The 22,597-nt window shown below is 74.2% G+C and carries 18 protein-coding genes and 1 pseudogene; 10 read left to right on the top strand and 9 right to left on the bottom strand.

Going from position 1 to position 22,597, the window contains the following annotated elements; all coding sequences use genetic code 11:
- The first annotated feature begins 2 nt into the window (after positions 1 to 2).
- A complete protein-coding gene (gene cofD, locus ACSLIC_RS17160) occupies positions 3 to 959 on the top strand; it encodes a 2-phospho-L-lactate transferase (RefSeq protein ID WP_436738580.1) in 957 nt (318 codons plus the stop codon).
- Positions 956 to 2,260 (top strand): coenzyme F420-0:L-glutamate ligase, encoded by a 1,305-nt coding sequence (locus ACSLIC_RS17155; protein WP_436738579.1) that lies wholly within the window; start codon positions 956 to 958, stop codon positions 2,258 to 2,260. The genes cofD and ACSLIC_RS17155 overlap by 4 nt, the downstream gene beginning before the upstream one ends.
- 18 nt (positions 2,261 to 2,278) lie before the next feature.
- Here ACSLIC_RS17155 and ACSLIC_RS17150 read toward each other — a convergent pair whose 3' ends face one another.
- The 3 genes from ACSLIC_RS17150 to ACSLIC_RS17140 all read right to left on the bottom strand — a co-directional run bounded on the left by ACSLIC_RS17150 (position 2,279) and on the right by ACSLIC_RS17140 (position 6,314).
- Positions 2,279 to 3,331, bottom strand: coding sequence for a DNA-3-methyladenine glycosylase family protein (locus ACSLIC_RS17150; RefSeq protein WP_436738578.1), 1,053 nt, complete (start codon positions 3,329 to 3,331; stop codon positions 2,279 to 2,281).
- Positions 3,332 to 3,659: 328 nt separating this feature from the next.
- Positions 3,660 to 4,751 (bottom strand): sugar phosphate nucleotidyltransferase, encoded by a 1,092-nt coding sequence (locus ACSLIC_RS17145; protein ID WP_436738577.1) that lies wholly within the window; start codon positions 4,749 to 4,751, stop codon positions 3,660 to 3,662.
- Positions 4,752 to 4,868: 117 nt separating this feature from the next.
- Positions 4,869 to 6,314 (bottom strand): N-acetylmuramoyl-L-alanine amidase, encoded by a 1,446-nt coding sequence (locus ACSLIC_RS17140; RefSeq protein WP_436738576.1) that lies wholly within the window; start codon positions 6,312 to 6,314, stop codon positions 4,869 to 4,871.
- 127 nt (positions 6,315 to 6,441) lie between these two features.
- Between ACSLIC_RS17140 and ACSLIC_RS17135 the strand changes: the two genes are divergently transcribed.
- The 5 genes from ACSLIC_RS17135 (at position 6,442) to ACSLIC_RS17115 (ending at position 14,537) form a co-directional block, all read left to right on the top strand.
- The gene (locus tag ACSLIC_RS17135; RefSeq protein ID WP_436738575.1) at positions 6,442 to 7,194 is read left to right on the top strand and encodes a TIGR03089 family protein; all 753 of its coding nucleotides are present in this window, start codon (positions 6,442 to 6,444) and stop codon (positions 7,192 to 7,194) included.
- Between the two features lie 135 nt (positions 7,195 to 7,329).
- Entirely contained in the window at positions 7,330 to 8,613 is a 1,284-nt protein-coding gene (locus ACSLIC_RS17130) for an LCP family protein (protein ID WP_436738574.1), read from the top strand.
- A 323-nt stretch (positions 8,614 to 8,936) separates the two neighbouring features.
- Positions 8,937 to 10,670, top strand: coding sequence for an LCP family glycopolymer transferase (locus tag ACSLIC_RS17125; RefSeq protein WP_436738573.1), 1,734 nt, complete (start codon positions 8,937 to 8,939; stop codon positions 10,668 to 10,670).
- Between the two features lie 81 nt (positions 10,671 to 10,751).
- Positions 10,752 to 12,662 (top strand): LCP family glycopolymer transferase, encoded by a 1,911-nt coding sequence (locus tag ACSLIC_RS17120; protein WP_436738572.1) that lies wholly within the window; start codon positions 10,752 to 10,754, stop codon positions 12,660 to 12,662.
- 384 nt (positions 12,663 to 13,046) lie between these two features.
- Positions 13,047 to 14,537 carry an LCP family protein gene (locus tag ACSLIC_RS17115; protein ID WP_436738571.1) on the top strand — a complete coding sequence of 497 codons (1,491 nt, stop codon included), beginning with the start codon at positions 13,047 to 13,049 and terminating at the stop codon, positions 14,535 to 14,537.
- A 42-nt stretch (positions 14,538 to 14,579) separates the two neighbouring features.
- Here the strand turns inward: ACSLIC_RS17115 and ACSLIC_RS17110 are convergent, their stop codons facing one another.
- The gene (locus tag ACSLIC_RS17110; protein ID WP_436738570.1) at positions 14,580 to 15,134 is read right to left on the bottom strand and encodes an acyl-CoA thioesterase; all 555 of its coding nucleotides are present in this window, start codon (positions 15,132 to 15,134) and stop codon (positions 14,580 to 14,582) included.
- A 119-nt stretch (positions 15,135 to 15,253) separates the two neighbouring features.
- Here ACSLIC_RS17110 and ACSLIC_RS17105 point away from each other — a divergent pair, with 119 nt between their 5' ends.
- Positions 15,254 to 16,516 (top strand): LCP family protein, encoded by a 1,263-nt coding sequence (locus tag ACSLIC_RS17105; protein ID WP_436738569.1) that lies wholly within the window; start codon positions 15,254 to 15,256, stop codon positions 16,514 to 16,516.
- Between the two features lie 63 nt (positions 16,517 to 16,579).
- Positions 16,580 to 16,663, top strand: a pseudogene (locus ACSLIC_RS17100) (DUF397 domain-containing protein); the annotation flags it as partial.
- A gap of 82 nt (positions 16,664 to 16,745) precedes the next feature.
- Here ACSLIC_RS17100 and ACSLIC_RS17095 read toward each other — a convergent pair.
- From ACSLIC_RS17095 to ACSLIC_RS17075, 5 genes are all read right to left on the bottom strand, one after another.
- Positions 16,746 to 17,702 carry a hypothetical protein gene (locus ACSLIC_RS17095; protein ID WP_436738568.1) on the bottom strand — a complete coding sequence of 319 codons (957 nt, stop codon included), beginning with the start codon at positions 17,700 to 17,702 and terminating at the stop codon, positions 16,746 to 16,748.
- On the bottom strand, positions 17,699 to 18,955 hold the full coding sequence (locus ACSLIC_RS17090; protein WP_436738567.1) for a protein phosphatase 2C domain-containing protein: 1,257 nt from the start codon (positions 18,953 to 18,955) through the stop codon (positions 17,699 to 17,701). The genes ACSLIC_RS17095 and ACSLIC_RS17090 overlap by 4 nt, the downstream gene beginning before the upstream one ends.
- A 1-nt stretch (position 18,956) precedes the next feature.
- Positions 18,957 to 19,622 carry a vWA domain-containing protein gene (locus ACSLIC_RS17085; protein ID WP_436738566.1) on the bottom strand — a complete coding sequence of 222 codons (666 nt, stop codon included), beginning with the start codon at positions 19,620 to 19,622 and terminating at the stop codon, positions 18,957 to 18,959.
- Between the two features lie 62 nt (positions 19,623 to 19,684).
- Entirely contained in the window at positions 19,685 to 20,167 is a 483-nt protein-coding gene (locus ACSLIC_RS17080) for a hypothetical protein (protein WP_436738565.1), read from the bottom strand.
- Positions 20,164 to 21,438 carry a hypothetical protein gene (locus tag ACSLIC_RS17075; RefSeq protein WP_436738564.1) on the bottom strand — a complete coding sequence of 425 codons (1,275 nt, stop codon included), beginning with the start codon at positions 21,436 to 21,438 and terminating at the stop codon, positions 20,164 to 20,166. The genes ACSLIC_RS17080 and ACSLIC_RS17075 overlap by 4 nt, the downstream gene beginning before the upstream one ends.
- A 195-nt stretch (positions 21,439 to 21,633) precedes the next feature.
- Between ACSLIC_RS17075 and ACSLIC_RS17070 the strand changes: the two genes are divergently transcribed.
- A complete protein-coding gene (locus ACSLIC_RS17070; RefSeq protein ID WP_436738563.1) occupies positions 21,634 to 22,374 on the top strand; it encodes a tellurium resistance protein TerA in 741 nt (246 codons plus the stop codon).
- Positions 22,375 to 22,597: the final 223 nt, after the last annotated feature.

Below are 22,597 nucleotides of genomic sequence, written 5' to 3'. Positions count from 1 at the left end.
CCATGCGCATTGTGGTTCTGGCAGGCGGCATCGGCGGCGCCCGGTTTCTTCGCGGTCTCAAGGCCGCGGCCCCGGACGCGGACATCACCGTCATCGGCAACACCGGTGACGACATCCACCTCTTCGGCCTGAAGGTCTGTCCCGACCTCGACACGGTCATGTACACCCTCGGCGGCGGCATCAACGAGGAGCAGGGCTGGGGGCGGACCGACGAGACCTTCCACGTGAAGGACGAGCTGAAGGCGTACGGCGTCGGCCCCGACTGGTTCGGCCTCGGCGACCGGGACTTCGCCACGCACATCGTGCGCACCCAGATGCTCGGCGCGGGCTACCCGCTCTCCGCCGTCACCGAGGCGCTCTGCGAGCGGTGGCAGCCCGGGGTGCGGCTGCTGCCGATGAGCGACGACCGGGTCGAGACCCATGTCGCCGTCGACCTCGACGGGGAGCGGCGCGCGGTCCACTTCCAGGAGTACTGGGTGCGGCTGCGGGCCTCCGTCGACGCGCTGGCCGTGGTCCCGGTCGGCGCCGAGCAGGCCAAGCCCGCGCCGGGCGTGCTGGAGGCGCTGGCCGAGGCCGACGTGGTGCTCTTCCCGCCGTCCAACCCGGTGGTCAGCATCGGCACCATCCTCGCGGTGCCCGGTGTCCGCGAGGCCATCGCGGAGGCCGGCGTGCCGGTGGTGGGACTGTCGCCCATCGTCGGCGGCGCCCCGGTGCGCGGCATGGCCGACAAGATGCTCTCCGCGATCGGCGTCGAGACCTCCGCGGCGGCCGTCGCGGAGCACTACGGCTCGGGGCTGCTCGACGGCTGGCTGGTGGACGGCGCCGACACGGCCGCGGTGGCCGAGGTCGAGGCGGCGGGCATCCGCTGCCGCGCGGTGCCGTTGATGATGACCGACCTGGACGCCACCGCCGCCATGGCCCGCGAGGCGCTCGCCCTGGCCGAGGAGGTCCGCGCGTGAGCACCGCTCCCGCCTTCCAGGTCCGGGCGGTGCCCGGGCTGCCCGAGGTCGGCGAGGGCGACGACCTCGCCGAGCTGATCGCGGCCGCCGCCCCCACCCTGGCCGACGGCGACATCGTCCTGGTCACCTCGAAGATCGTCTCCAAGGCGGAGGGCCGGGTGCTCGCCGCCGACTCCCGCGAGGCCGCCATCGACGCCGAGACCGTACGGGTCGTGGCGCGGCGCGGCGCAGTGCGCATCGTGGAGAACCGGCAGGGCCTGATCATGGCCGCCGCCGGCGTCGACGCCTCCAACACCCCGCCCGGGACGGTGCTGCTGCTCCCGGAGGACCCCGACGCCTCGGCCCGGGCGATCCGCGCCGGGCTCGCCGAGGCGCTCGGCGTGGACGTGGGCGTGGTCGTCACGGACACCTTCGGGCGGCCCTGGCGCTTCGGCCTGACCGACGTGGCGATCGGCTCCGCCGGGGTCCGCGTCCTGGACGACCTGCGCGGCGGAACCGACGCCCACGGCAACCCGCTGCACGCCACCGTCATCGCCCTCGCCGACGAACTGGCCGCCGCCGGTGACCTGGTCAAGGGCAAGTCCGAGGGGCTGCCGGTCGCCGTGGTCAGCGGGCTGGGCGCGCTGGTCGGCGGCGCGGACGGGCCGGGCGCGCGCGAGCTGGTGCGCAGCGCGGCCGACGACATGTTCCGGCTGGGCACCTCCGAGGCGGTCCGCGAGGCGGTCACGCTGCGGCGGACGGTGCGCTCCTTCACCGACGAGCCGGTCGACCCGGGTGCGGTCCGCCGGGCCGTGGCGGCGGCCGTCACCGCGCCCGCGCCGCACCACACCACCCCGTGGCGGTTCGTACTGCTGGAGTCGGCCGCCTCCCGCACCCGGCTGCTCGACGCGATGCGCGACGCCTGGATCGCCGACCTGCGCCGGGACGGCAGGAGCGAGGAGTCGGTCGCCAAGCGGGTCCGCCGCGGCGACGTCCTGCGCGACGCCCCGTGCCTGGTCGTCCCCTGCCTGGTCATGGACGGCTCGCACACCTACCCGGACGAACGCCGGGCCGCCGCCGAACGCGAGATGTTCGTGGTCGCCGCCGGCGCCGGGGTGCAGAACTTCCTGGTCGCGCTCGCCGGTGAGCAGCTCGGCTCGGCGTGGGTCTCCTCGACCATGTTCTGCCGCGAGGTGGTCCGCGAGACGCTGGACCTCCCGGACACCTGGGACCCGATGGGCGCCGTCGCCGTGGGCCGCGCCGCCGTCCCGCCCGCCGACCGGCCCGGGCGCGACCCGGAGGCGTTCCTGACGGTGCGGTAGTCCGCTGGGGGCGCGGCCTCAGAGCCGCGAGATGTCGCTGTACGGCATCTTCGGCGTCCGGCGCGGGGGTACGCGGCCCGCCAGCAGGATCAGGCGGGCCGCCCGGTGGCGCTGGCCCGCGTACGGGGCGAGCAGTTCCAGCATGGCCTCGTCGTCGGTGGTCCGGTCGCCGGTCAGGGCGTAGCCGATGGTGCCCGGCAGGTGGAGGTCGCCGGTGGTGACCGCGTCGGGGGCGCCGTGGGTGCGCTGGACGACCTCGGCGGAGGTCCAGGGGCCGATGCCCGGCACCGCCTCCAGGAGGGCCGCCGCCTTCTCCGGAGGCAGACCCGCCGCCCGCTCCAGCCGGGAGTGGAGGCGTACGGCGCGCAGGATGGTGGCGGCCCGCTTGTCGTCGACGCCGGCGCGGTGCCACTCCCAGGACGGGATCAGCGACCAGGCCCGGGGGTCCGGCATGACCGCCATCCGCTCCGGGGCGGGGCCGGGGGCCGGTTCGCCGTGCCGGGTCAGCAGGCGGCGCCAGGCGCGGTACGCCTCGTCGGCGGTGACCTTCTGCTCCAGCACCGAGGGGATCAGGGACTCCAGCACCAGGCCGGTCCTGGTCAGCCGCAGGCCGGGGCTGCGGCGGGCGGAGTCGGCCACCAGGCGGTGGCGGGGCGTGAACTCCTGAGGGGTGTCGGCGGCGCCCAGCAGCTCCGGGAGCCGGTCCAGGAACCAGTCGGCGCCGGGGCCCCAGGCGGTCGCCTCGGCGCGGCCCCCGCGCAGCGCCACCCTGAGCGTGGCGGGGCCCTGGGGCGTGCGGCTGGCCCGCCACACGGCGCGGTCCCGGGTCAGCCGGAACGCCGGATCGCCCGGGCCCCGGCGCAGCACGCCCAGGATCAGGCCGAGGTCGGCCTGGTAGGGCGGGGTCCAGCTCCTGGACCTGGCAGGCGCCTCCGCCTCGGCGGCGGCGCAGGCGCGCGTGGCCGCGCGGAAGGTGCGGGCGCCCGTGGGGTCGGGCCGGATGTCCGGGCAGGGGGTGCCCGGGCTCGTGCCGTACGGGGCGCGGGGCCTCGGGGGGAAACGTCCTGCCATGCGCCAGAGCGTACTGGCGCGGGGCGCCAGGAAACTGGGGCTCAGGGTGTTCCCGGGACCTTCCGCGCCCCGACTGGCCCCCGCCCCCGCCCCGTTGCGAACCCGTGCGACACCGGTCACAGACGGCCTCAGACGTCGGCCGGGCTCAAGTGGCCGCAGACGCCGGCCAGGCTGATTTCCGGTGCGGACCGGCTCCAGAGCGCCGGCTCAAGACGGCCTCGATCGCCGGCCGGGCTGTTAGCGGCCCGGCCGGCGATCGTGGCCGTCTGTGAGGTGCGGGAGCCCACTCGGCGGAACCGCGTCCCGGCGGCCCGGCGCCGGCCGAAGCTCACCGGTCGGGCGAGAACCGAACCCCGCCGTCCGGCAGGACGGCATCGCACCACAGCCGCAGCCCGTCCCGCAGCTCGTTGTCGGCCCCGGCGTCGGCCCCGTCACCGATGACGGCCCCGGTGACCTGGGTGCGGGCCCCGACCCGCGCCCCGGCACCGATGAGGGAGTCGGTGACGACGGCGCCCTCGGCGACGTACGCCCCGTCGAGGAGGATGGACCCCGTCACCCGGGCCCCGGCGCCGACGAAGGCGCCGGCCCCGACCACGGTGCCCTCGGAGAGCTTGGCGTCGGGTGCGACCCGGGCGCCGTCGAGGACGAGGGACTCGCCGCGGCGGCCGGGGACGGCGGGCGAGGGCGCCCGGCCGAGGACCAGGTCGGCGGAGCCGCGGACGAACGCCTGCGGGGTGCCGAGGTCGAGCCAGTAGGTGGAGTCGACCATGCCCTGCAGGTGGGCCCCGCTCTCCAGCAGCCCGGGGAAGGTCTCGCGTTCGACGGAGACCGGGCGACCGGTGGGGATGGTGTCGATGACGGAGCGGCGGAAGACGTACGCCCCGGCGTTGATCTGGTCGGTGACGATCTCCTCGGGCGTCTGCGGCTTCTCCAGGAAGGCGAGGACGCGCCCGGCCTCGTCGGTGGGGACCAGCCCGAAGGCGCGCGGGTCCTCGACGCGGCTGAGGTGGAGGGAGACGTCGGCGCCGCCGCGCCGGTGGGTGTCGACCAGCGCGGGGATGTCGAGTCCGGTGAGGATGTCGCCGTTGAAGATGAGGACCGGGTCGTCGGGTCCGGAGTGGAGCCGGTGGGCGACGTTGCGGATGGCGCCGCCGGTGCCGAGGGGCTCCTCCTCGGTGACGTACTCGAGGTGGAGCCCGAGGTCGGAGCCGTCGCCGAAGTACGGCTCGAAGACCTCGGCGAGGTACGAGGTGGCCATCACCACGTGTTCGACACCGGCGGCGCGGGCGCGGGCCAGTTGGTGGGTGAGGAAGGGGACGCCCGCGGCGGGCACCATCGGCTTCGGCGTGCGCACCGTGAGCGGCCGGAGCCGGGTGCCCTTGCCGCCCACCAGGAGGATCGCTTCTGGGGCCTGAGTCACTGTGCGTCTCTGCTTCCTGCCGGGGCCGGCCGAACTGTCTTTCGGCCGGCCAGTCTATGCAGACCGGTACGGCACGCCCCATTCCCCGGCGCGCGGTGCCCGCCGGACCGGCGCCGTTCAGCGCCCCTGGAGTTTGGCGGAGGCGGAGCGGGCCGTGCCGAGCTGGCCGTAGAGGCGGGTGCCCGGGCATTCGGTGGAGTAGCCGTCCCGGTGGCCGGAGATGACGTGGAGACTCACCTTCTTGCCCTTCGCGTAGAGGTTGCTGCCGCCCGAGGTGAGCGTGACCTTCCCCTTGGGGTTGGCCCCGGACAGGCCGAGTTTCCAGGCCGTCAGCTTGGCCACCGCGTCGACGGCCGCCTTGGGCGGTTTGACGCTGCTGTAGCTGCCCAGGACGGCGATGCCCGTGCTGTTGCTGTTGAAACCGAGCGTGTGGGCGCCGAGGACGGCCTTGCTGACGCCGCCGGCCCGGCCCTCGTACACGGTGCCGCACTTGTCGACCATGAAGTTGTAGCCGAGGTCGCGCCAGCCGCTGCTCTTGGTGTGGTAGCGGTAGATGCCGCGGATGACGGAGGGGGCTTCGGCGCAGCTGTAGTTGTTGCCGGTGGCGCTGTGGTGGACGAAGGCGGCCTTCACCGTGCCGGTGTACACGAAGTTCTTCTCGCGCAGTCTCTCGTCGGCGCCCCATCCCTTGCGGGTGACGATCTTCGGGCGCGGTCCCACGTAGGGCTGTGCGCGCTGCTCCGGGCCGGTGGCGGCCTGCGCCGCCCCGGCGGAGAGTTCGGCGGCACGGGCCGCCTCCAGTTGGGCGAGGGTCTCCCCGCGGGTCAGTTCCGGCAGCACCGCGGGTTCGGTCCCGGGTGCGGGGAGCGCGGCGGGCCCGGCGGCGGCTCCGGCCCGGGTGGGCTGCGGGGCGGGCACCTCGGGAGCGGGCGCGTCGCCGGGGTCGACGAGGTCCAGGCGCAGCCCCTCGGGGAGCCGGTCGGTGGTGCGTTCGCCCTGGTGGCGGTGGTCGCCGCGAGAGGTCACCCGCAGTTCGACGGCGTCCGAACGCCCGACCCACAGCGGGGCGGTGGCGCCGTGGCCGCCCGCTCCCTCGGGGGTGGAGCGGTCGGCTCCGTGGTCGTCGTGGTGGGTCTCCAGCTCCTGCCAGCCGGACCAGGCTCCGGTGGCGGTGGAGCGGGTGCGCACCTGAACCCGGCCCTCCAGGTGGGCGTCCGGGTCGTCCCACACGACGCCGAGCAGCGAGAACGGCTCGACCTCACGCGGGGTCAGGGCCCTCTCGTCCGGGCCCTCGTCGGGCGCGGCCGAGCGGTCGGCGGGGGCTTCGGGGAGGGGCAGGGAGCGGGTGGTGCCGGGGGTCGTGTCGTCGGCGGTGGGCAGGGCGCGCGCGCCGGGCGGCGGAGCGGAGAGGGCGTTTGCGGCGCGCACGCCGGTCGAGGTGTCAGCCGCGCCGGCCCCGAGGTGGGCGGTGGTCGCGGCGAGGGCTCCGGAGGGCAGGGCGACGGGCAGGGCCAGGACGGCCGCACAGGTCACGCCGATCGAGGAAGCAAGGAATCCACGCATACAGATGATCATCGGCATAACCGACCAAAGCTGTCCATAGGTGACTTGACGGCGCATCGGCGTGTCGCCCCGCTCCGCGCTCCGGCGTCCGCTACCCGCACACTGCGCCCCGCGTACGCTTGCGCGCGTGAACGCCATCGACCGCACCCCCGCCGACCTGCTGCGATCCGCGCTCGCCGCCGATCCGGCCCGCCCGCTCGTGACCTTCTACGACGACGCGACGGGCGAGCGCGTCGAACTCTCCGTCGCCACCTTCGCCAATTGGGTGGCCAAGACCGCCAACCTCCTCCAGGGCGACCTCTCCGCCGAGCCGGGCGACCGGCTCGCGCTGCTGCTCCCGGCGCACTGGCAGACCGCCGTGTGGCTGCTGGCCTGCCACTCGACCGGCGTCGTCGCCGAGGTCGGCGGCGACCCGGCCGCCGCCGACCTGGTGGTGAGCGGGCCGGACACCCTGGAGGCGGCCCGTGCCTGCTCCGGCGAGCGGATCGCGCTGGCGCTGCGCCCCCTGGGCGGGCGGTTCCCGCACGCTCCGAAGGGCTTCGCCGACTACGCGGTGGAGGTCCCCGGGCAGGGCGACCGGTTCGCCCCGTTCGCCCCGGTGCGGCCCGGCGAGCCGGCCCTGTCCGTCGCGGGCCGCGAGCTGTCCGGCGCCGAGCTGGTCGAGGAGGCCCGCGCGGAGGCGGCCCGCCTCGGTCTCGGCCCGGGCGACCGGGTGCTGACCGGGCTCGCCTGGGACGGCTGGGAGGGGCTGGCGGCCGGGCTGTACGCGCCGCTGGCCGCCGGCGGCTCGGTCGTGCTGTGCCGCGACGCCGGACGGCTGTCGGACGAAGGGCTGGCCCGCCGGGTCGCCGACGAGCGCGTGGGGCTGACCCTGCTCTGAGCCCCCGGGCTCACTCGTACGGCCCACACCACCCCCTGGCCCGCGCGCCCCGCGCGCCGGGGGGTGGTGTCGTCGTGAGGGAGGGGTGCCCGGGCTTCGGGGACGCCGTACCGAGACGGAGGGTGGTGGCCGACCGTGGCGGACCGCGCGGACCGGCCCGGCGACCAGGGGGACGGGGGACGGGAGGAGCGGGAGGCGGACCGGGGTGCGCGCTGGGGCCCGCGCCCGGCCGCCGCGGGCCCGGCGCCGCGGCCGTTCCTGCGACGGCGCTGGGTGCGGTGGACGGCGGCCGGGACGGTGGCGGCGCTGATCGGCGGCGGGTTCGGCGCGTGGGCGCTCTACGGCCGACTCCAGGGGAACATCACCCGGGACGAGGCCGTGATCGCGGAACTGGAGCGGCACGAGAAGGAGCGACCACTCCCCTCGAAGCAGGGGGCGCTCAACATCCTGCTGGTCGGCTCCGACACCCGAGCCGGACAGGGCAACGGCCGGTACGGTGTCGCCCGGGGCCAGCGTTCGGACACCGTGATCCTGCTCCACCTCGCGGCCGACCGGCGCAGCGCGACGGCCGTGTCGATTCCGCGCGACCTCATGGTGGACATCCCCTCCTGCCGTCGCGCGGACGGGCGCAGCGCACCGGCGCGCACGGCGCAGTTCAACTACGCGTACTCCTACGGCGGAACGGCGTGCACCATCCGGACGGTCGAGCGCCTGACCCGGATCAGGGTGGACCACCACATGGTGGTGGACTTCCAGGGGTTCAAGCGGATGGTGGACGCGGTCGACGGGGTGCGCATCTGCCTCAAGCAGCCGATGGACGACAAGGACGCGCGCGTCCGGCTCCCGGCGGGCGAACACACCCTCAACGGCGAGCAGTCGCTCGGCTTCGTCCGCGCCCGCAAGAGCCTCGGCGACGGCAGCGACACCGACCGGATGGCGCGCCAGCAGCAGTTCCTGGGCGCGCTGGTGGCCAAGGTGCAGAGCAACGGCGTCCTGCTCAACCCGGGCAAGCTCTACCCCCTGCTGGACGCGGCCACCTCCTCGCTGACGACCGACCCGGCCATCGCCTCCCTGGTCGACCTGTACGACCTGGCGCGCTCCATGCGGAACATCCCCACAGAAGAGGTGCGATTCCTGACGGTTCCGCGCGAGGCGTACGCGGGGGACCCCAATCGTGACCAATTGGTGGAGCCCGCCGCCGGCCGGCTCTTCGCCTTGCTGCGGAAGGACGAACCGGTAAGGATCGCCCCGCGCCCCGACGGCTCCGCGAGCCCCTCCCCCTCCGCCAGCCCCACGGGCACGAGCCCGGCCTCCCCGCGCGGTCCGAGCACCCCGTCGGGCGCGTCGGGGGCGCGCACAACGCCTGCTCCTGATCCGACCTTCAGCGGTAATAGCGCGTCCCGTTCCGCCTGTGAATGATTCCTGCGGGTAAAAGACCACTCAATACCGTGGAACAGCGCACGGGATTGCGCCGTAATGCCCACTTGTAAGCAAAAGCAATGCCTCACCACCGTCGCCTTGGCACGAAGAGGCCGGATAGTGTGAGCGATCCGGCGAGCCTGACACGGCCGCCGGAGACTGACGGACCGACCGAATGAGCGTCTTGCGGGGAGGGGACCCGAGGCGCCGCGTGGCCCTGACGGAGGATTCGGACAACCGTGGACGCGCAAGGCCGTGGGCGGGCGGAGAATATCGACCCCGCAGACCAGTGGGTGCTCAACCCGGAAACCGGCGATTACGAATTGCGACTGAGCACTTCCGATGGGCAACCGCCCGGCAACGGGCGGCGGGGCTCCGCCGCGCGCTCCCGCCAGGTTCCCGACCGCGAGCGCCCCCGGCGCGGTCCCGGCGGGGAGCGCCCGCGCCGGCCCGCCCCCGCGGACCGCGAGCGCGACGCGGACACCGAGTCCCGGCCGTCCCGTGAGGCGGCCCCGGGGCAGCGCAGGCGCCGGGGCGCCGAGCCCGAGCCGCCGCCGGGGCGTGCCGCCTCGCGGCGCGCGGACGGGCGGAAAGGGCGCGGCCAGAAGCAGAAGTCGGGCAAGAAGAAGGTCCTGCTGTGGACCGGCGGTGTGCTCGCCTTCGTGATGGTGGCGCTGGCCGCGTCGGCCTACGCCTACCTGGAGCACCTGAAGGGCAACATCAACTCGGTCGCCGACGACGGCGCGGGCACCGGCGGCTTCAGCAAGGACCGGGCCATCAACGTCCTGCTGATCGGCACGGACAAGCGCAGCGGCGAGGGCAACCAGGGGTACGGGGACAAGGACAGCCCCGGCCACGCCGACACCACCTTCATCCTCCACGTCTCCAAGGACCGCTCCAACGCGACCGCGCTCAGCATCCCGCGCGACCTGATCACGGACATCCCGGACTGCCCCACGCAGCAGGAGGACGGCACCGAGACGGTCATCCCGGGCAAGCAGAGCACCAAGTTCAACGAGAGCCTCGGCCAGGGCGAGCGCACTCCCAGCTGCACCATGCGGACGGTCACCGAGCTGACCGGCATAAAGATGGACCACTTCATGGTGGCCGACTTCAACGCGGTGAAGACCCTCTCCTCGGCGGTCGGCGGCGTCGACGTCTGCCTCGCCAAGGACATCGACGACCCGGACTCCCACCTGAAGCTCTCCAAGGGCACCCACACCATCGAGGGCGAGGAGGCGCTGGCCTTCGTCCGCACCCGGCACTCGGTGGGCTTCGGCGGCGACCTCAGCCGGATCGAGATCCAGCAGCAGTTCCTCAGCTCGCTGATGCGCAAGCTGAGTTCGAACGACACGCTGACCAGCCCCACCAAGATGTTCGCCCTGGCCGAGGCGGGCACCAAGGCGCTGACCGTCGACTCGACGCTGGCCGACATCTCCACACTCCGTGACCTCGGCATGGAGCTCGGCAAACTCGACCCGAAGAACCTGACGTTCGCCACCGTCCCGGTCAAGGACAACCCGGCCGAGCCGACCCCGGTGACGGTGGTGCTGGACGACCCGAAGGCGCAGAGCGTCTTCCAGATGGTCCGCGAGGACGTCTCCTTCACGGCGGTCAAGAAGAAGGAGAAGAAGGAGAAGGCGGCGGTCGCGGCCCGGCTCAAGGGCGAGCGCGCGGACGCCTCGGAGGTCCGGGTCGACGTCTACAACGGCGGTGCGGCCACCGGTTCGGCACAGACCACGCTGACCTGGCTCCAGAACACCCAGGGCGTCGTGAAGTCCACGCAGTTGGGCAACGCCCCGGAGGAACTGGCCAAGACCACCGTGGAGTACGGCGAGGACGAGGCCCCGCAGGCCCGCAAGCTCGCCGATCTGATGGGGCTGCCGGCCTCCGCGCTGAAGCCGGGCGATTCCGTGAGCAACTCTCAGGGGCTCCCGGCGGTCAAGCTCACACTGGGCCGCGACTTCAAGGGCGCGGGCATACCGCTCGTCGCCCCGAAGGAAGCCCCTAAGGACGTGAAGAAGGTCAGCGCGGACAAGACCGTCTGCGCGAAGTGATCCACCGTCGCATCCGCCCCGGCCGCTCACCACGGCCGGGGCGGCTCTCGGGCGTGCGGTGCGAGGCGGGGAGGGCACAACATGGGCTCAGCACGGTCGGAGGGCGGTCCCGAACGGGACCAGGACCCCGCCGGGGCACTGGGGTGGGACGACGGACTGTACGAGGGCCAGGACGCGGCGGTGGAGACCGGGCGGGCGAAGGTCCCCGGTCAGCGCGGTGCCGGTGACACCCGGAGTGCGGACGGCGAGGGCGACGCGGAGCCGGAGGACCCCGACGGACAACCGGGCCGGGGCTCCGGCGCGCCCGGCACCGTCGGCGTACCGGAGCAACCGGGCCCGCCCACCGGGGAGTCGGCCCCGGAGCCTGGCGGTCCCGAGGCCGGCCCCGAACCGGAGACGGCCGGGGACGTGGCGCGGGAAGCCCCCTCGAAGAACCCTGAGGCCGCCTCCGAGGAGGCGGCCGGGGCCGAGCCGCGCAAGCCGAAGCGCCGCCGCAGGCGCCGCGTCCTCGCCTGGACGGCGGCCGGACTGTCCCTGACCCTGGTGGCCGCGGGCACGGCGGGCTGGCTCTACTACCAGCACCTCAACGACAATCTGGACCGCAAGCCGCTGCACATCGGCAAGTCCCGCGCCCCCGAGCCGACGCCCAACGCGGCCGGGCAGACGCCTCTCAACATCCTGCTGATCGGTTCGGACGCGCGCGACTCCAAGGAGAACCAGCAGCTCGGCGGCGCCCGGGAGACCTTCGGCGGCCCGCCCCTGGCCGACGTGCAGATGCTGCTCCACCTCTCGGCGGACCGCTCCAACATGTCGGTGATCAGCATGCCCCGGGACACCCTGCTGAAGATCCCGGAGTGCACCGACCCGGAGTCCGGCAAGGTCTACCCGGCGACGGTCGGCACCCGGATGACCAACCAGACGCTGATGCGCGGCGGTCCCGGCTGCACCGTGGCGACCTGGGAGGAGCTGACCGGCATCAGGATCGACCACTTCATGATGGTCGACTTCGCGGGCGTGGTCTCGATGGCCGACGCGATCGGCGGCGTGCCCGTCTGCGTCGACGCCAACCTGCACTCCCGGACCTCCGACGGCAAGGGCTCCGGCCTCAAGCTCAGCAAGGGCACCACGAAGATCAAGGGCAAGGACGCGCTGGCCTGGCTGCGGACCCGCTACGGCTTCGGCGACGGCTCGGACATAGCCCGGGCCAAGGCCCAGCACATGTACATGAACTCCCTGGTGCGCAAGTTGCGCGAGAACACCGGGCTGAGCAGTCCGGGCAAGCTGCGCAACCTGGCCGAGGAGGCCACCGAGGCGCTGACCGTCAACGAGGAGCTGGCCTCGGTCGCCGAACTGTACGGGCTGGCCGAGGAGTTGAAGAAGGTCGCGCCCGACAGGACCACCATGGCGACGATGCCGTGGGTCTGGTCGCCCTCGGACCGCAACCGGGTGGAGCCGAAGCCGGACGACGCCGAGCAGTTGTTCCGCCTGGTCCGCGAGGACATCGCGCTGGACGGCCGGGACGGGGGCGCCGCCTCGCCCTCCCCGGAGGCGGACGAGACCTCCGAGGACCCGGCGGCCGACCCCGCGGAGATCGCCGTCCTGGTCCGCAACGGCACCGGCACCCAGCTCGCCGCCCCGGTCTCCGGCCGGGCCGCGGACCTCGTGGAGCTGCTGGCGGAAGCCGGGTTCACCCGCGCCTCGGCCGACCGGAACCAGACCGGGAGCCGCGAGGAGACCGCGGTCCTCTACCCCAGCGCCGAGCTGGAGGGCGACGCCCAGTCGGTCGCCGAGGCGCTCGGCATGCCGCTGGGCACCGTCCGCAAGTCCGCCGAGGTCTCCGGGGTGACGCTGGAGATCGGCGCGGACTGGGCCGAGGGCGACACCTTCCCGAAGCCGAAGAAGAGCGACCACGAGCCCCCGGACTCCGCCGAGGCCCTCAACGGCTCCGACGACACCGCCTGCATGGAGGTCGACCCGGCCTTCACCTGGTGATCCCGTACGCCCGGAGGGGCCGTACCGCCGGCCCCGGCGGTACGGCCCCTCCGGGCGTGAACCGGGCCGGACGGCCCCGGCGGCCGGCGATGACCTTGCGGGCCGCGAGCCCGGGGTGGGGAAAGCCCCGGCCCACGCATGTCCGGGGTCGTCGGCACGAGGGGGTGCCCGGCCCGGCGCCTGGCCGGGCCACGATCCCACTCGCCGGGCCGGGCCCCGGCGGGCCAGGCGTTCACCGGCGGTCGCGTTACCGCGTACGGGGGACACGGACGCGCGCCGACCGCCGCGCTCCCCGGTCGGTAAGTCATATCTGCCTACCGTGCTGCGCATCCCGTCCCCGTCCCCTGTCCCCCGCCCGTGTCCGTCACGCGGAGGTGTCCCCCCGTGCCCACGCCGTCCCGCCCCGCAGCCCGCACCCCCCGTCCCCTCGCCCGCCGACGGTCCGTCCCGCCGAGGCGGGGGCGCCGGGGCCGGCCCCGGTGGGCGGTACGGGTGGCGACGGCCCTGTCGGTCGCGGTGCTCGCCGCCTCCGGGGTGGGGCACGCGGTGCTGTCCGGGCTGGACAGCGGCATCGAGCGGGTCGACCCGTTCAAGGACATGAAGAACCGGCCCACCGGAGGCGTGGGCCTGAACATCCTGCTCGCCGGGACCGACGGCCGGGACACGATCACCGAGGAGCAGCGCCGGACGTACCGGCTCGGCGGCAAGCCCTGCCACTGCACCGACGCCCTGATGCTGGTGCACCTCTCGGCGGACCACTCGCGGGTCAGCGTGGTGAGCCTGCCGCGTGACAGCTACGCGACGGTGCCGCCGCACACCGACCGCACCTCCGGCGAGGAGCACCGGGCGCACCCGGTCAAGCTGAACGCCGCGTACGCGGAGGGCGGGCCCGAGCTGACCGTGCGGACCGTCGAGAGGATGACCGAGGTGAAGATCGACCACTACGTGGAGGTCGACTTCACCAGCTTCATGGAGACGGTCGACGCGGTCGGCGGCGTGGAGATCTGCACCGTCCGCCGCCTCAAGGACCCGTACACCGGGCTCGACCTGGCCCCGGGCCCGCACCGCCTCGACGGCGGCCAGGCCCTCCAGTACGTCCGCTCCCGCCACCTCGACTCCACCGGCGACCTCAGCCGGATGCAGCGCCAGCAGCGCTTCCTCGCCGCCCTCACCTCCGAGGTCACCGGCAGCGGGGTGCTGCTCAATCCGGTGCGGTTCCGCGAGGTGACCCGGACGGTGCTGGGCTCGGTGCGGGCCGACAGCGGCTTCACCACCGAGCGGATGCTCGACCTCGGCAAGGCGCTGCGGGACTTCGCACCGGCCTCCGCCGAGTTCACCTCGGTGCCGGTCCTGGAGGAGGGCCGCGAGATCCCGAAGACCGGTACCGCCCTGGTCTGGGACCCGAAGGAGGCCGGTCGCATCTTCGGGGCACTCCGCGAGGACCGGCCGCTCGCCGCCCGCAGCCCCGCGGGACGGAAGGCGACGGTGGTGGACGTGCCGCCGGAGCAGATCCGCGTACGGGTGGAGAACGGCACCGCGCGCCAGGGGCTCGGCGCCCAGGCGGAGCACGCGCTGCGCGCCACCGGATTCGGCACCGGAGGCGAGGCCGTCGACGCCCCGGACCGCGCCACCGCCCGTACGACCGTCCTGTACGACCCCCGCTGGGACCGCTCGGCGCGTACGGTCGCCGCGGCTCTGCCCGACGCCGAGCTGAAGGCGGTGGCCGGGCTGGGCGACACGCTGCGGGTGGTGCTGGGCGCCGACTTCACCGAGGTCGTGCCGGTCCGCGCGGAGGACTCGCCGGAGGGCAGGATCGAGGCGGTCCGTGGGGACGAGGTCGTCTGTCCCGGGGGGCGGGCCGCCGGCAGGGCGTGAATCAGGTCATGGTCACGCCCGCCGCCGGACCAGCGGCACGGCTCAGTCGTCCGTGTCGAGGCCCTCGGCGGCGCGCCGCTCGCGCAGGTCGAGGATGGCGCGGCGGCGGGCCAGCCGGTGGGTGCGGCGGATCTGCGCCTCCTGGTAGCGGCGCCGGTCGCGCTCGGTCTCCGGGATGACCGGCGGGACCTGGCGGGGCTTGCCCTCGGCGTCGACGGCGGTGAAGACGAGGTAGGCGGTGCCGACCTGCTGGGCCGGGGTCGAGTCGTTCCAGCGCTCGGCCACCACGCGCACGCCGACCTCCATGGAGGAGCGGCCGGTCCAGTTGACCTGGGCGCGCACGTGCAGGAGGTCGCCGACCCGCACGGGCATGAGGAAGGCCATCTCGTCCATGGAGGCGGTGACGGCGGGCCCCTCGGAGTGGCGTCCGGCGACCGCGCCGGCCGCGTCGTCCACCAGTTTCATGATCACTCCACCGTGCACCGTTCCGAGGAGGTTGGTGTCGCTGTGCGTCATGATGTGCGAAAGCGTCGTTCGGGAAGCTGAGGTGGGCTTGCCGGGAATCTCCGATTCCGAGCCGCGGGCCGGGTCTGTCATGGGGTCCACTGTATGTCGCACCCGCTCACCTGCTCGAATGCATCAGCTTCGCAACAGCCCTGGCCGGATTCCGGCACCCCTCTGTCTGCGGGTCCCCCGGACGGCGCACACTGGCACGCATGAATGACTGGCCCGCCGGGCGCGACGAGCAGCCCAGATACGGGCGGGGCAGCGGCTCCGCCCGACCCGAGAGTGCCCGCTCCCTTCCGCACGCGCGGCGCCGCCAGGCCCCGCCCGCCCCGGCGGGGCCCCCGCGCACCACGGTTCCGCCGCAGCCCCAGTACGGCCGTCCGGGTGGCGGCCACCAGGACGGCTACAGCACCGGCCAGGTCTACGGCGGCGGTGGCGGCCGGGGTGGCGGCGGCCAGCAGGACGGCCCCGGCGGACCGGGCGGCCCGCGTCCGGCACCCGACTGGGGCCGGCGCGTCAAGGTGGGCCTCATCACCTTCCTCGTCGCCGCGCTGGTGGTCAGCGTCGGCACGTACATGTGGGCCAGCTCCAAGCTGCGTGGCGAGGTCGACCTCGCCAAGGTCATCGAGCGGCCCGAGGAGGGCGAGGGGACCAACTACCTCATCGTCGGCTCCGACAGCCGCGACGGCATGACCGACGACGACAAGAAGCGCCTGCACACCGGCTCCGCCGAGGGCAAGCGCACCGACTCGATGATGATCCTGCACGTCGGGTCCAACGGGAACACGATGGTCTCCCTCCCCCGCGACTCCGAGGTCGAGATCCCGTCGTTCAAGGGCTCCGAGTCCGGCAAGCTCTTCCCGGCCCAGGGCCGCCGCGTCAAGCTCAACGCCGCCTACGCCGAGGACGGCCCGGAGCTGCTGGTCCGCACGGTGGAGTACAACACCGGCCTGCGCATCGACCACTACGCGGAGATCGGCTTCGGCGGCTTCGCCAACATCGTGGACGCGCTCGGCGGCGTCGAGATGGACATCCCGAAGGCGTTCAAGGACAAGAAGTCCGGCGCCGACTTCCCGGCGGGCGAGCAGACCCTCGACGGTGAGCAGGCCCTCGCCTTCGTCCGTACCCGGTACGCCTTCGCCGGCAGCGACCTGGACCGCACGAAGAACCAGCAGAAGTTCCTGGCGACCCTCGCCAACCAGGCCGCCACCCCGTCCACGGTGCTGAACCCGTTCCGCCTGTACCCGACGCTCGGCGCGGGCCTGGACACCCTGATCGTCGACGAGGACATGGGCCTGTTCGACCTGGCCGGCATGTTCTGGGCGATGAAGGGCCTGACCGGCGGCGAGGGCACCTCGATGAACATGCCGATCTCCGGCTCCAACGGCGGCAACCTCGTCTGGGACAAGGCCAAGAAGGACCAGCTCATGCAGCAGCTCCGCAACGACGAGAAGGTCACCGTCACGGAGTGACGCACCCCGGGCACCCCCTGGTCCCGCCCCTTCGGCTGTACCCCCACCACCGTCGCCGTCCGCGACAGCGAACACCCCCACGGCCCGGCCCTGCTCTTCTCCACGGCCGCCCTGGCCGCCTTCGTCAAGGGTCTCGCCGTCGGCTGACCGCGCGCCGCTGCGGCCCGCTCCCCGCGTACGCGAGGGGCGGGCCGCAGTCGTGGGCCTCGGCCCGGCCGGTGGGGCGGTGTCACTCGCCGCGCAGGGGGATCGTCCCCCGCGGGCCGCGCTGCTGGAAGACGGCCGGGTCGGCGCCGGACGGGGCGGGGCGGGGGACGCCCCGGCGTAGCGGGATGGTCGCCCGGCCGCTGAGGGCGGTGCGCCAGCGGCCCAGGTCCGGGCGCGTGCCCGCTGCTCCGGCCGCCTGGCGCCACAGCGGGCCCACCTGGCCGGCGCGGCGGTCGTCCAGGGTGCCGGGGAGCGGAGTCAGCGGCTCGCCGGGGCTGACGAGCGGGGTCCGGCAGAGGATGCGGCCGATCATCAGGGCGGCCTTGTAGCGGTCGCTGTCGAGGGAGGCGGGGAGTCCGGCGGGGGCCAGCGGGTCGTGCCAGTCGGGGGTGTCGGCCTGGTCGAGGACCGGGTCCTGACCGCAGGCCCGGATTCCGTCGCAGTCGAGGAGGTGGACGGCCGGTTCGGGAGTGAGGGTCCACAGGACGTTGGCGTGCGAGAGGTCGCCCACCACCAGCCCCAGCCCGTGCAGCCACTCCAGCAGGGAGACGAGCCGGGTCACCAGGTCGAGGCGCTGCGCCGGGACCGGCTGCGGCACGGCGCTCCAGGCGGCCTTGGCCTCCCGGAGCAGGTACGACAGCTCGATGAGCTTGCCGTCCCCCTTCGCGGTCGTCCAGGTCATCTCCTCCGGGGCCCGCCGCATGAGGAACCCGGTGACCCGGCCGCCGTCGGTCACCCGGCAGAGCGGCCACGCGGTCTGCCGGTCGAGCCGGTCCCGTTCGGCCGGGGCCATCCCCTGCCGGACGCGGACCAGGTGCGTCAGGGCGTCCCCGCGCACCTTGTGCGGCTCCCGGTACTCCTTGTAGAGGAGGCGACCGGGCCCGCCCGCCTCGAAGACCTCGCCCTGTCCGCCGTCGCCGATCCGGGCCAGCCGCTTGACCTGGTGGAGGGCGAGGTCCTGTCCGTCGTGCACGGTCATCGGGCGGGGCCTTCCCACAGGACGGCGGCGCTGCGGTCGTCGTCGTAGGACTTCACCCGGTACTGGAGCTGCCAGAGGAAGTCCGCCGGTCCGGGGACGCGTTCCCCGGACCAGGTCCTGGCCAGGAACCCGGCGGTGTCCTGGTCGCCGGCGAGCGGTGTGGACAGGCCGTCGGTGCAGACCACCAGGACGTCGCCGGGGAGGGTGCGGATCAGGGTCGCCGCCGGCTCGCGGGTGGTGGGCAGGGCGGGGGTGCGGGTGTCGATGACGGCGGCGTCCTCCTCCTCCGCACCGCCGGCGGCCAGGTCCCACCGGCCCTCGCGCAGCAGCGCGGTCCCGCCGTCGCCGAGGGTGAGCAGGCCCCGGAACCGCACCGCCGGATCGAGGGGGACGACGAGCAGGCGCAGCGTGGTGGCGAACTCCGCGGGCTGCCGCCCGTACCGCTCGGCCTCGTGCCGCAGCAGCGTCGCCACCTCGGCGACGGCCTGGCGGGCCAGGGCCCTGAACCCGGCGAGGTCGCCCTCGGCGACGGCTGTCGCGAGCGGCGCCGCCACCCGGTCCAGGGCACCGGCGGCGAAGGCGCACGCCTTCTGCGAGCCGAGGTGGGAGAGCGGGGCGGAGCCGACCCCGTCGGCCACTCCCAGCACCAGCAGTTCCGACTCCCCGGAGCCGATCCGGGCCACGCAGACGGAGTCCTGGCGCGGCTCGGCCTGGTAGCGGTGCGAGTCGCCGCGTACCGAGGCGGCCCGGACGGTGAGCGCCCCGTGCTCCGCCCCGTCCACCACGAGGTCGGGGACCATGGCGCCCTCGATTCCGGCGCTGCCGACGGAAGGGGCCGCCTGCGGGACGGGCCGGTACAGGGGCGGCTTGGGCCCGCCGTGCCAGGGGTCGCCCAACTCCGGGGCGACGGGGGCGGGTTCGGGCTCGGGGGCCGGAGCCGTCGGCCGGGCGGTGAACGGTGGTTCGGGGGCCGTCGCGGGGGCGGGCGGCCGGGAAGGCCCGGCCTCGTCCGGCAGTGGCCCGGGCGGGTCCTGGCGCGAGGGCCCGTACGCCGGTGTGGGGGCGTACGCCGGGAGCGGCTCGGCCTCGTCGGCGGGGGCGGGGTGCCGGGGGCTCGCCTGGGCCGGTACCGGCGGGGCGGCTTCGTCCGCCGGAGCGGTGGGGACGGACTCGCTCAGGATCGCCTCGTTCTGGCGGAACCTGGCGCCCAGGCTGTCGGGTCCCTCGGGCGGGTACTCGGTGGGTTCGGGCATCTCAGACCTTGTCGAGGGTGACGGTTTCGAAGCCGGTGACCTTCTCCTCGACCGCGAGGGTGAAGTCCGAACTGCCGTCGCTGGAGATGCTGGAGGCCGAGCGGACGATGGAACGGGTCAGGCTGGAGGCGAACTCGCGCAGCGCCTGGGCGGGCGAGACGCTGTTGTCCTTCTGGATGAAGGCCCGGAAGTTGGCGACCTGGCCGATGATCTGCGCCTCGGCGTCCCCGATCCCGAAGGCGATGATCTTCGGCGCGTACCGCGAGCTGAGGAGTTCGCGGTGGGCCGTGGGCCAGTCCTCGTCGGTGGGGATGCCGTCGGAGAGGAAGAAGGCGACGGGCCGGTACACCTCGTGGCCCTGGGCCTTCAGCTCGGCCACGTCCTTCTCGACGGAGCGCAGCAGGGTGCGGAAGGCCGTGCCGTAGTCGGTGAGGCCGCCCGCGGAGAGGGCCGGGACGCCGTCGATGTCGCTGAGGTCGACCAGCGGCTGGAGGACGCTGGCGTCGTTCGAGAAGCCGATGAGGCAGAACCGGGTCTTGTCGGCCACGGTCGGGTTGGTGCTGATCTCGTGGTGCAGGTCGGGCAGGGCCCGGTTGATGGCGTCGATGGGGTCGCCGGACATCGAGCCGGACTCGTCGCACAGCAGGTAGAAGGGAAGGATCTGCACGGGGTACCTCCGTGGCTGCTCGGATGGGGGCGGGGTGCCGCCCCGGCGGGGCGCCGGAGCGTTCAGTAGGTGTAGAAGTAGATCTCGACCGAGGCGTGTCCGGCGGCACCGCCCTTCCAGAAGTCGCGCTTGGTCGTCTTCTCGAACATGTCCGAACGGGCCTTCACCAGCAGGGAGTTGACCCGCCGGGCGTACGCCTGGCCGCCACCCGGGTCGGGGTGGCGGCCGAAGGTGAGGACGATGGCCGCCTGCCGTCCGGCGTACCGCTTCGTCGCCGCCCGGAGCTTCTTCTCCAGGCCCGCGCGGTCACCGTAGTCCGCGTCGACGCTGAGGGTGACCGGTTCGCGGCTGACCGAGCGCGGGCCTTTCGGCCGGGGCTTCTTCGGTTCGGCCGCCGTGGCGGAGGGGCTCGGTCCGGGCGAGGGCACGGCCTTGGCCGCCTGCGGGTCCCCGCGGTCCCCGAGGCCGACCAGAGCGAGGACCAGCAGCATGTCCGCGAAGAGCCATCCCGCGAGGTGCCACGGCTTGAACCGGTGGCGCCTCATCGGCTGTCACCGGACGACCTGGCCGGCAGCGCGGCGGGACCCCGCCCCCGTCGCTTCCACCAGGTGCGCTTCGACGCGGTGGGCGTCTTTGCGGCGGGCTCCCAACCGGCGGACTCCGGCGGCCGGGGGGCGTGCGCCTGGAGCGCGGCGGTCAGTTCGGCGAACCGGTCCGCCGTGCGGATCAACGCCTCGCTCTGCTCGGCGAGTTGGCGCAGCGCGGCCCCCGCCGCCTCGTCACCGGCCGCCGACCGCTCGGCGTAGGAGTCGAGCCGGGAGAGCAGCCGGGCGGTGACGTCGGCGGACACCTCGATGCCGGTGGTGAAGGACTGCTGGGCGGCCGCGAGCACAACCGCCGACTCCTCGACCCGCTCGGCGGCGGCGCCGATCCCCTCGTGGAGCTCCCGCTGTCCGCCGCGCACCTCGCCGAGGGCGCCGCCGATCCCGTCGCCGTTCACCCGTACGGCCTTCTCGATCTGCCCGGCGGCCCGCTCCAGGGGGCGTACGGAGGTGTCGACGGCGCTCAGGGCGGTCTCGGCGCCGCGGACCGCCGACTCCACGGAGGTGGCGGCCGTCCCCAGCTCCGTCTGCACGCGCAGCGCGTCCTCACCGAGCTGGCGCAGCGTGCTGGCGGACTCGGTGAGTTCGGCGGCGAACCGCAGCGGCGAGGCGCGCCGGTGGGCGCTCAGGTGGAGCTGGGTGCGGGAGAGCGTGACCGTGAGGCGGCCGAGCACGGCCTCGGTGGCACGGCGGCCCTGCTCCTCGCGCCGGTCCACGGCGGCGCCGCGCGCCCCGTGCACCAGGGCGAGGGCGAGCAGCACCACGATGACGGCGGTGGCGCTCAGCGCGACGGCACCGAAGGTGTGGATGCCCGAGAGGTGTCCCTCGAAGCCGGTCTGCCAGAGCTGGAGGAAGGGGCGGGTGGCAGCTTCCGGACGTTCGGCGACCAGCTCCTGATAGGCGCGGGACGCCTGGGTGAGGCCGTACCAGCTGAGGACGAGCGGCAGGAAGACGAAGGCGCCGAGTCCGGTCTCCAGCCAGGCCCAGCCCCGGTGCTCCTCGGGGCTGCGGGTGGCGGCGGCCACGGACTCGGGGCGCACGAAGGTGTGCAGCAGGTCGACCTCGGCCCACCGGTCGAGCCCTCGCGCGTCCTGGTCGCGGACGGCTTCCGCCAGGTGTTCCAGTTCACCGCAACGGGTGGCCAGCGCCGGTTCCGCGGCCAGCCTCTTCAGGGACCTGCCCAGCACACCGCTGTCGGTCAGTTCTCCGGTCATCGTCTGCGACCCCCCGGCAGGCGCGTCCCGGGGGCGCTCGCTTGCCGCGCGGCGCGCCCACGCACCCCGCTCCCCCGACCGGCGGCACACCCACCTCTACCACCGGAACCGCACAGCATAGTGCAGCTGTCACCGGTCGCTTACACTCCGACAGGGCCGTGAATTGCGTGCCAACACGACGGCATGGAGGCCGAGTTGAGCAGCGACGGGCGTGAACGGAAGATCATCAGACTGCGCCCGGGGGGCGCGGAGGGGCCCGCGCGCCGGGAGAGTGCGCCCGGTGCGCGGACGCCGCCTCCGCCCTCCGGCGCCCAGGCGCGGGAGGCCGCCGAGCGGCGCCGGAGGGCGGCCCTCGCCAAGGAGGTCCGCCTCACCCGCGCCGAGCCCGCCGCCCGGCTCGGCGGCGGCGGTCTCCTCCAGGTCAACCTCAACTGGTCGGCACGCGCCGAGGCCGACGTGGACCTGTGCGTGCTGGCCGAGTTCACCGACGGGACGCTCCAGGTGGTGCAGGCCCTCGGCGACGCCTTCGGGCAGTTGGACGCCTGGCCGTACATCGCCCTCGACCACGACGACCGCAGCGGCGCCAGCCCCGACGGGGAGACCCTCCGGGTCAACCTCGACCACCACCACCTCTTCCGCCGCCTGCTCTTCTTCACCTACCTCTACGAGGGCTCCGTGTCCTTCCGGGAGCTGGGCGCCTCAGTGACGGTCAGCGGTACCGCGGGCACGTTCCGCATCCTGCTGGACGGCGCCCCGGCCACCGCCGCGGGCTGCGCGGTGGCCGTCACGGAGTCCGACGGCAGCGGCCTGACCGTGCGCCGCGAGGTCCGCTGGTTCGACGGCCACCCCGAACTCGGCTTCCACCAGCTCGTCGACCAGGCCTACGGCTTCGGCCTCTCCTGGACCCGCACGGACAAGCCGCCACGGCTGGGCTGACGCCCGGAAGGTGCCCGGCCTCCGCCCGGAACACAACCGGCCCCCACCCGGGAGGCGGGCCGAGCGCGGCTCGTGTGGAGCAGTCACCGACGCCGGAATCCTCCGTACGGAGGATTCCCGGTGCCAACGATGAGAAGAACTCGACGCCGCCGCGCACCGGCGACCGGGCCGCCCTGCGCCCTGCCCCACCACGGGCCGGTGCTGCACGCGGTACTGGAGCGGC

The organism is Streptomyces sp. BBFR102, assembly GCF_051397025.1.
Taxonomy (GTDB): domain Bacteria; phylum Actinomycetota; class Actinomycetes; order Streptomycetales; family Streptomycetaceae; genus Streptomyces.
Note: the sequence above shows the minus strand (reverse complement) of the source record. Positions and strands in the feature narration are given on the sequence as shown.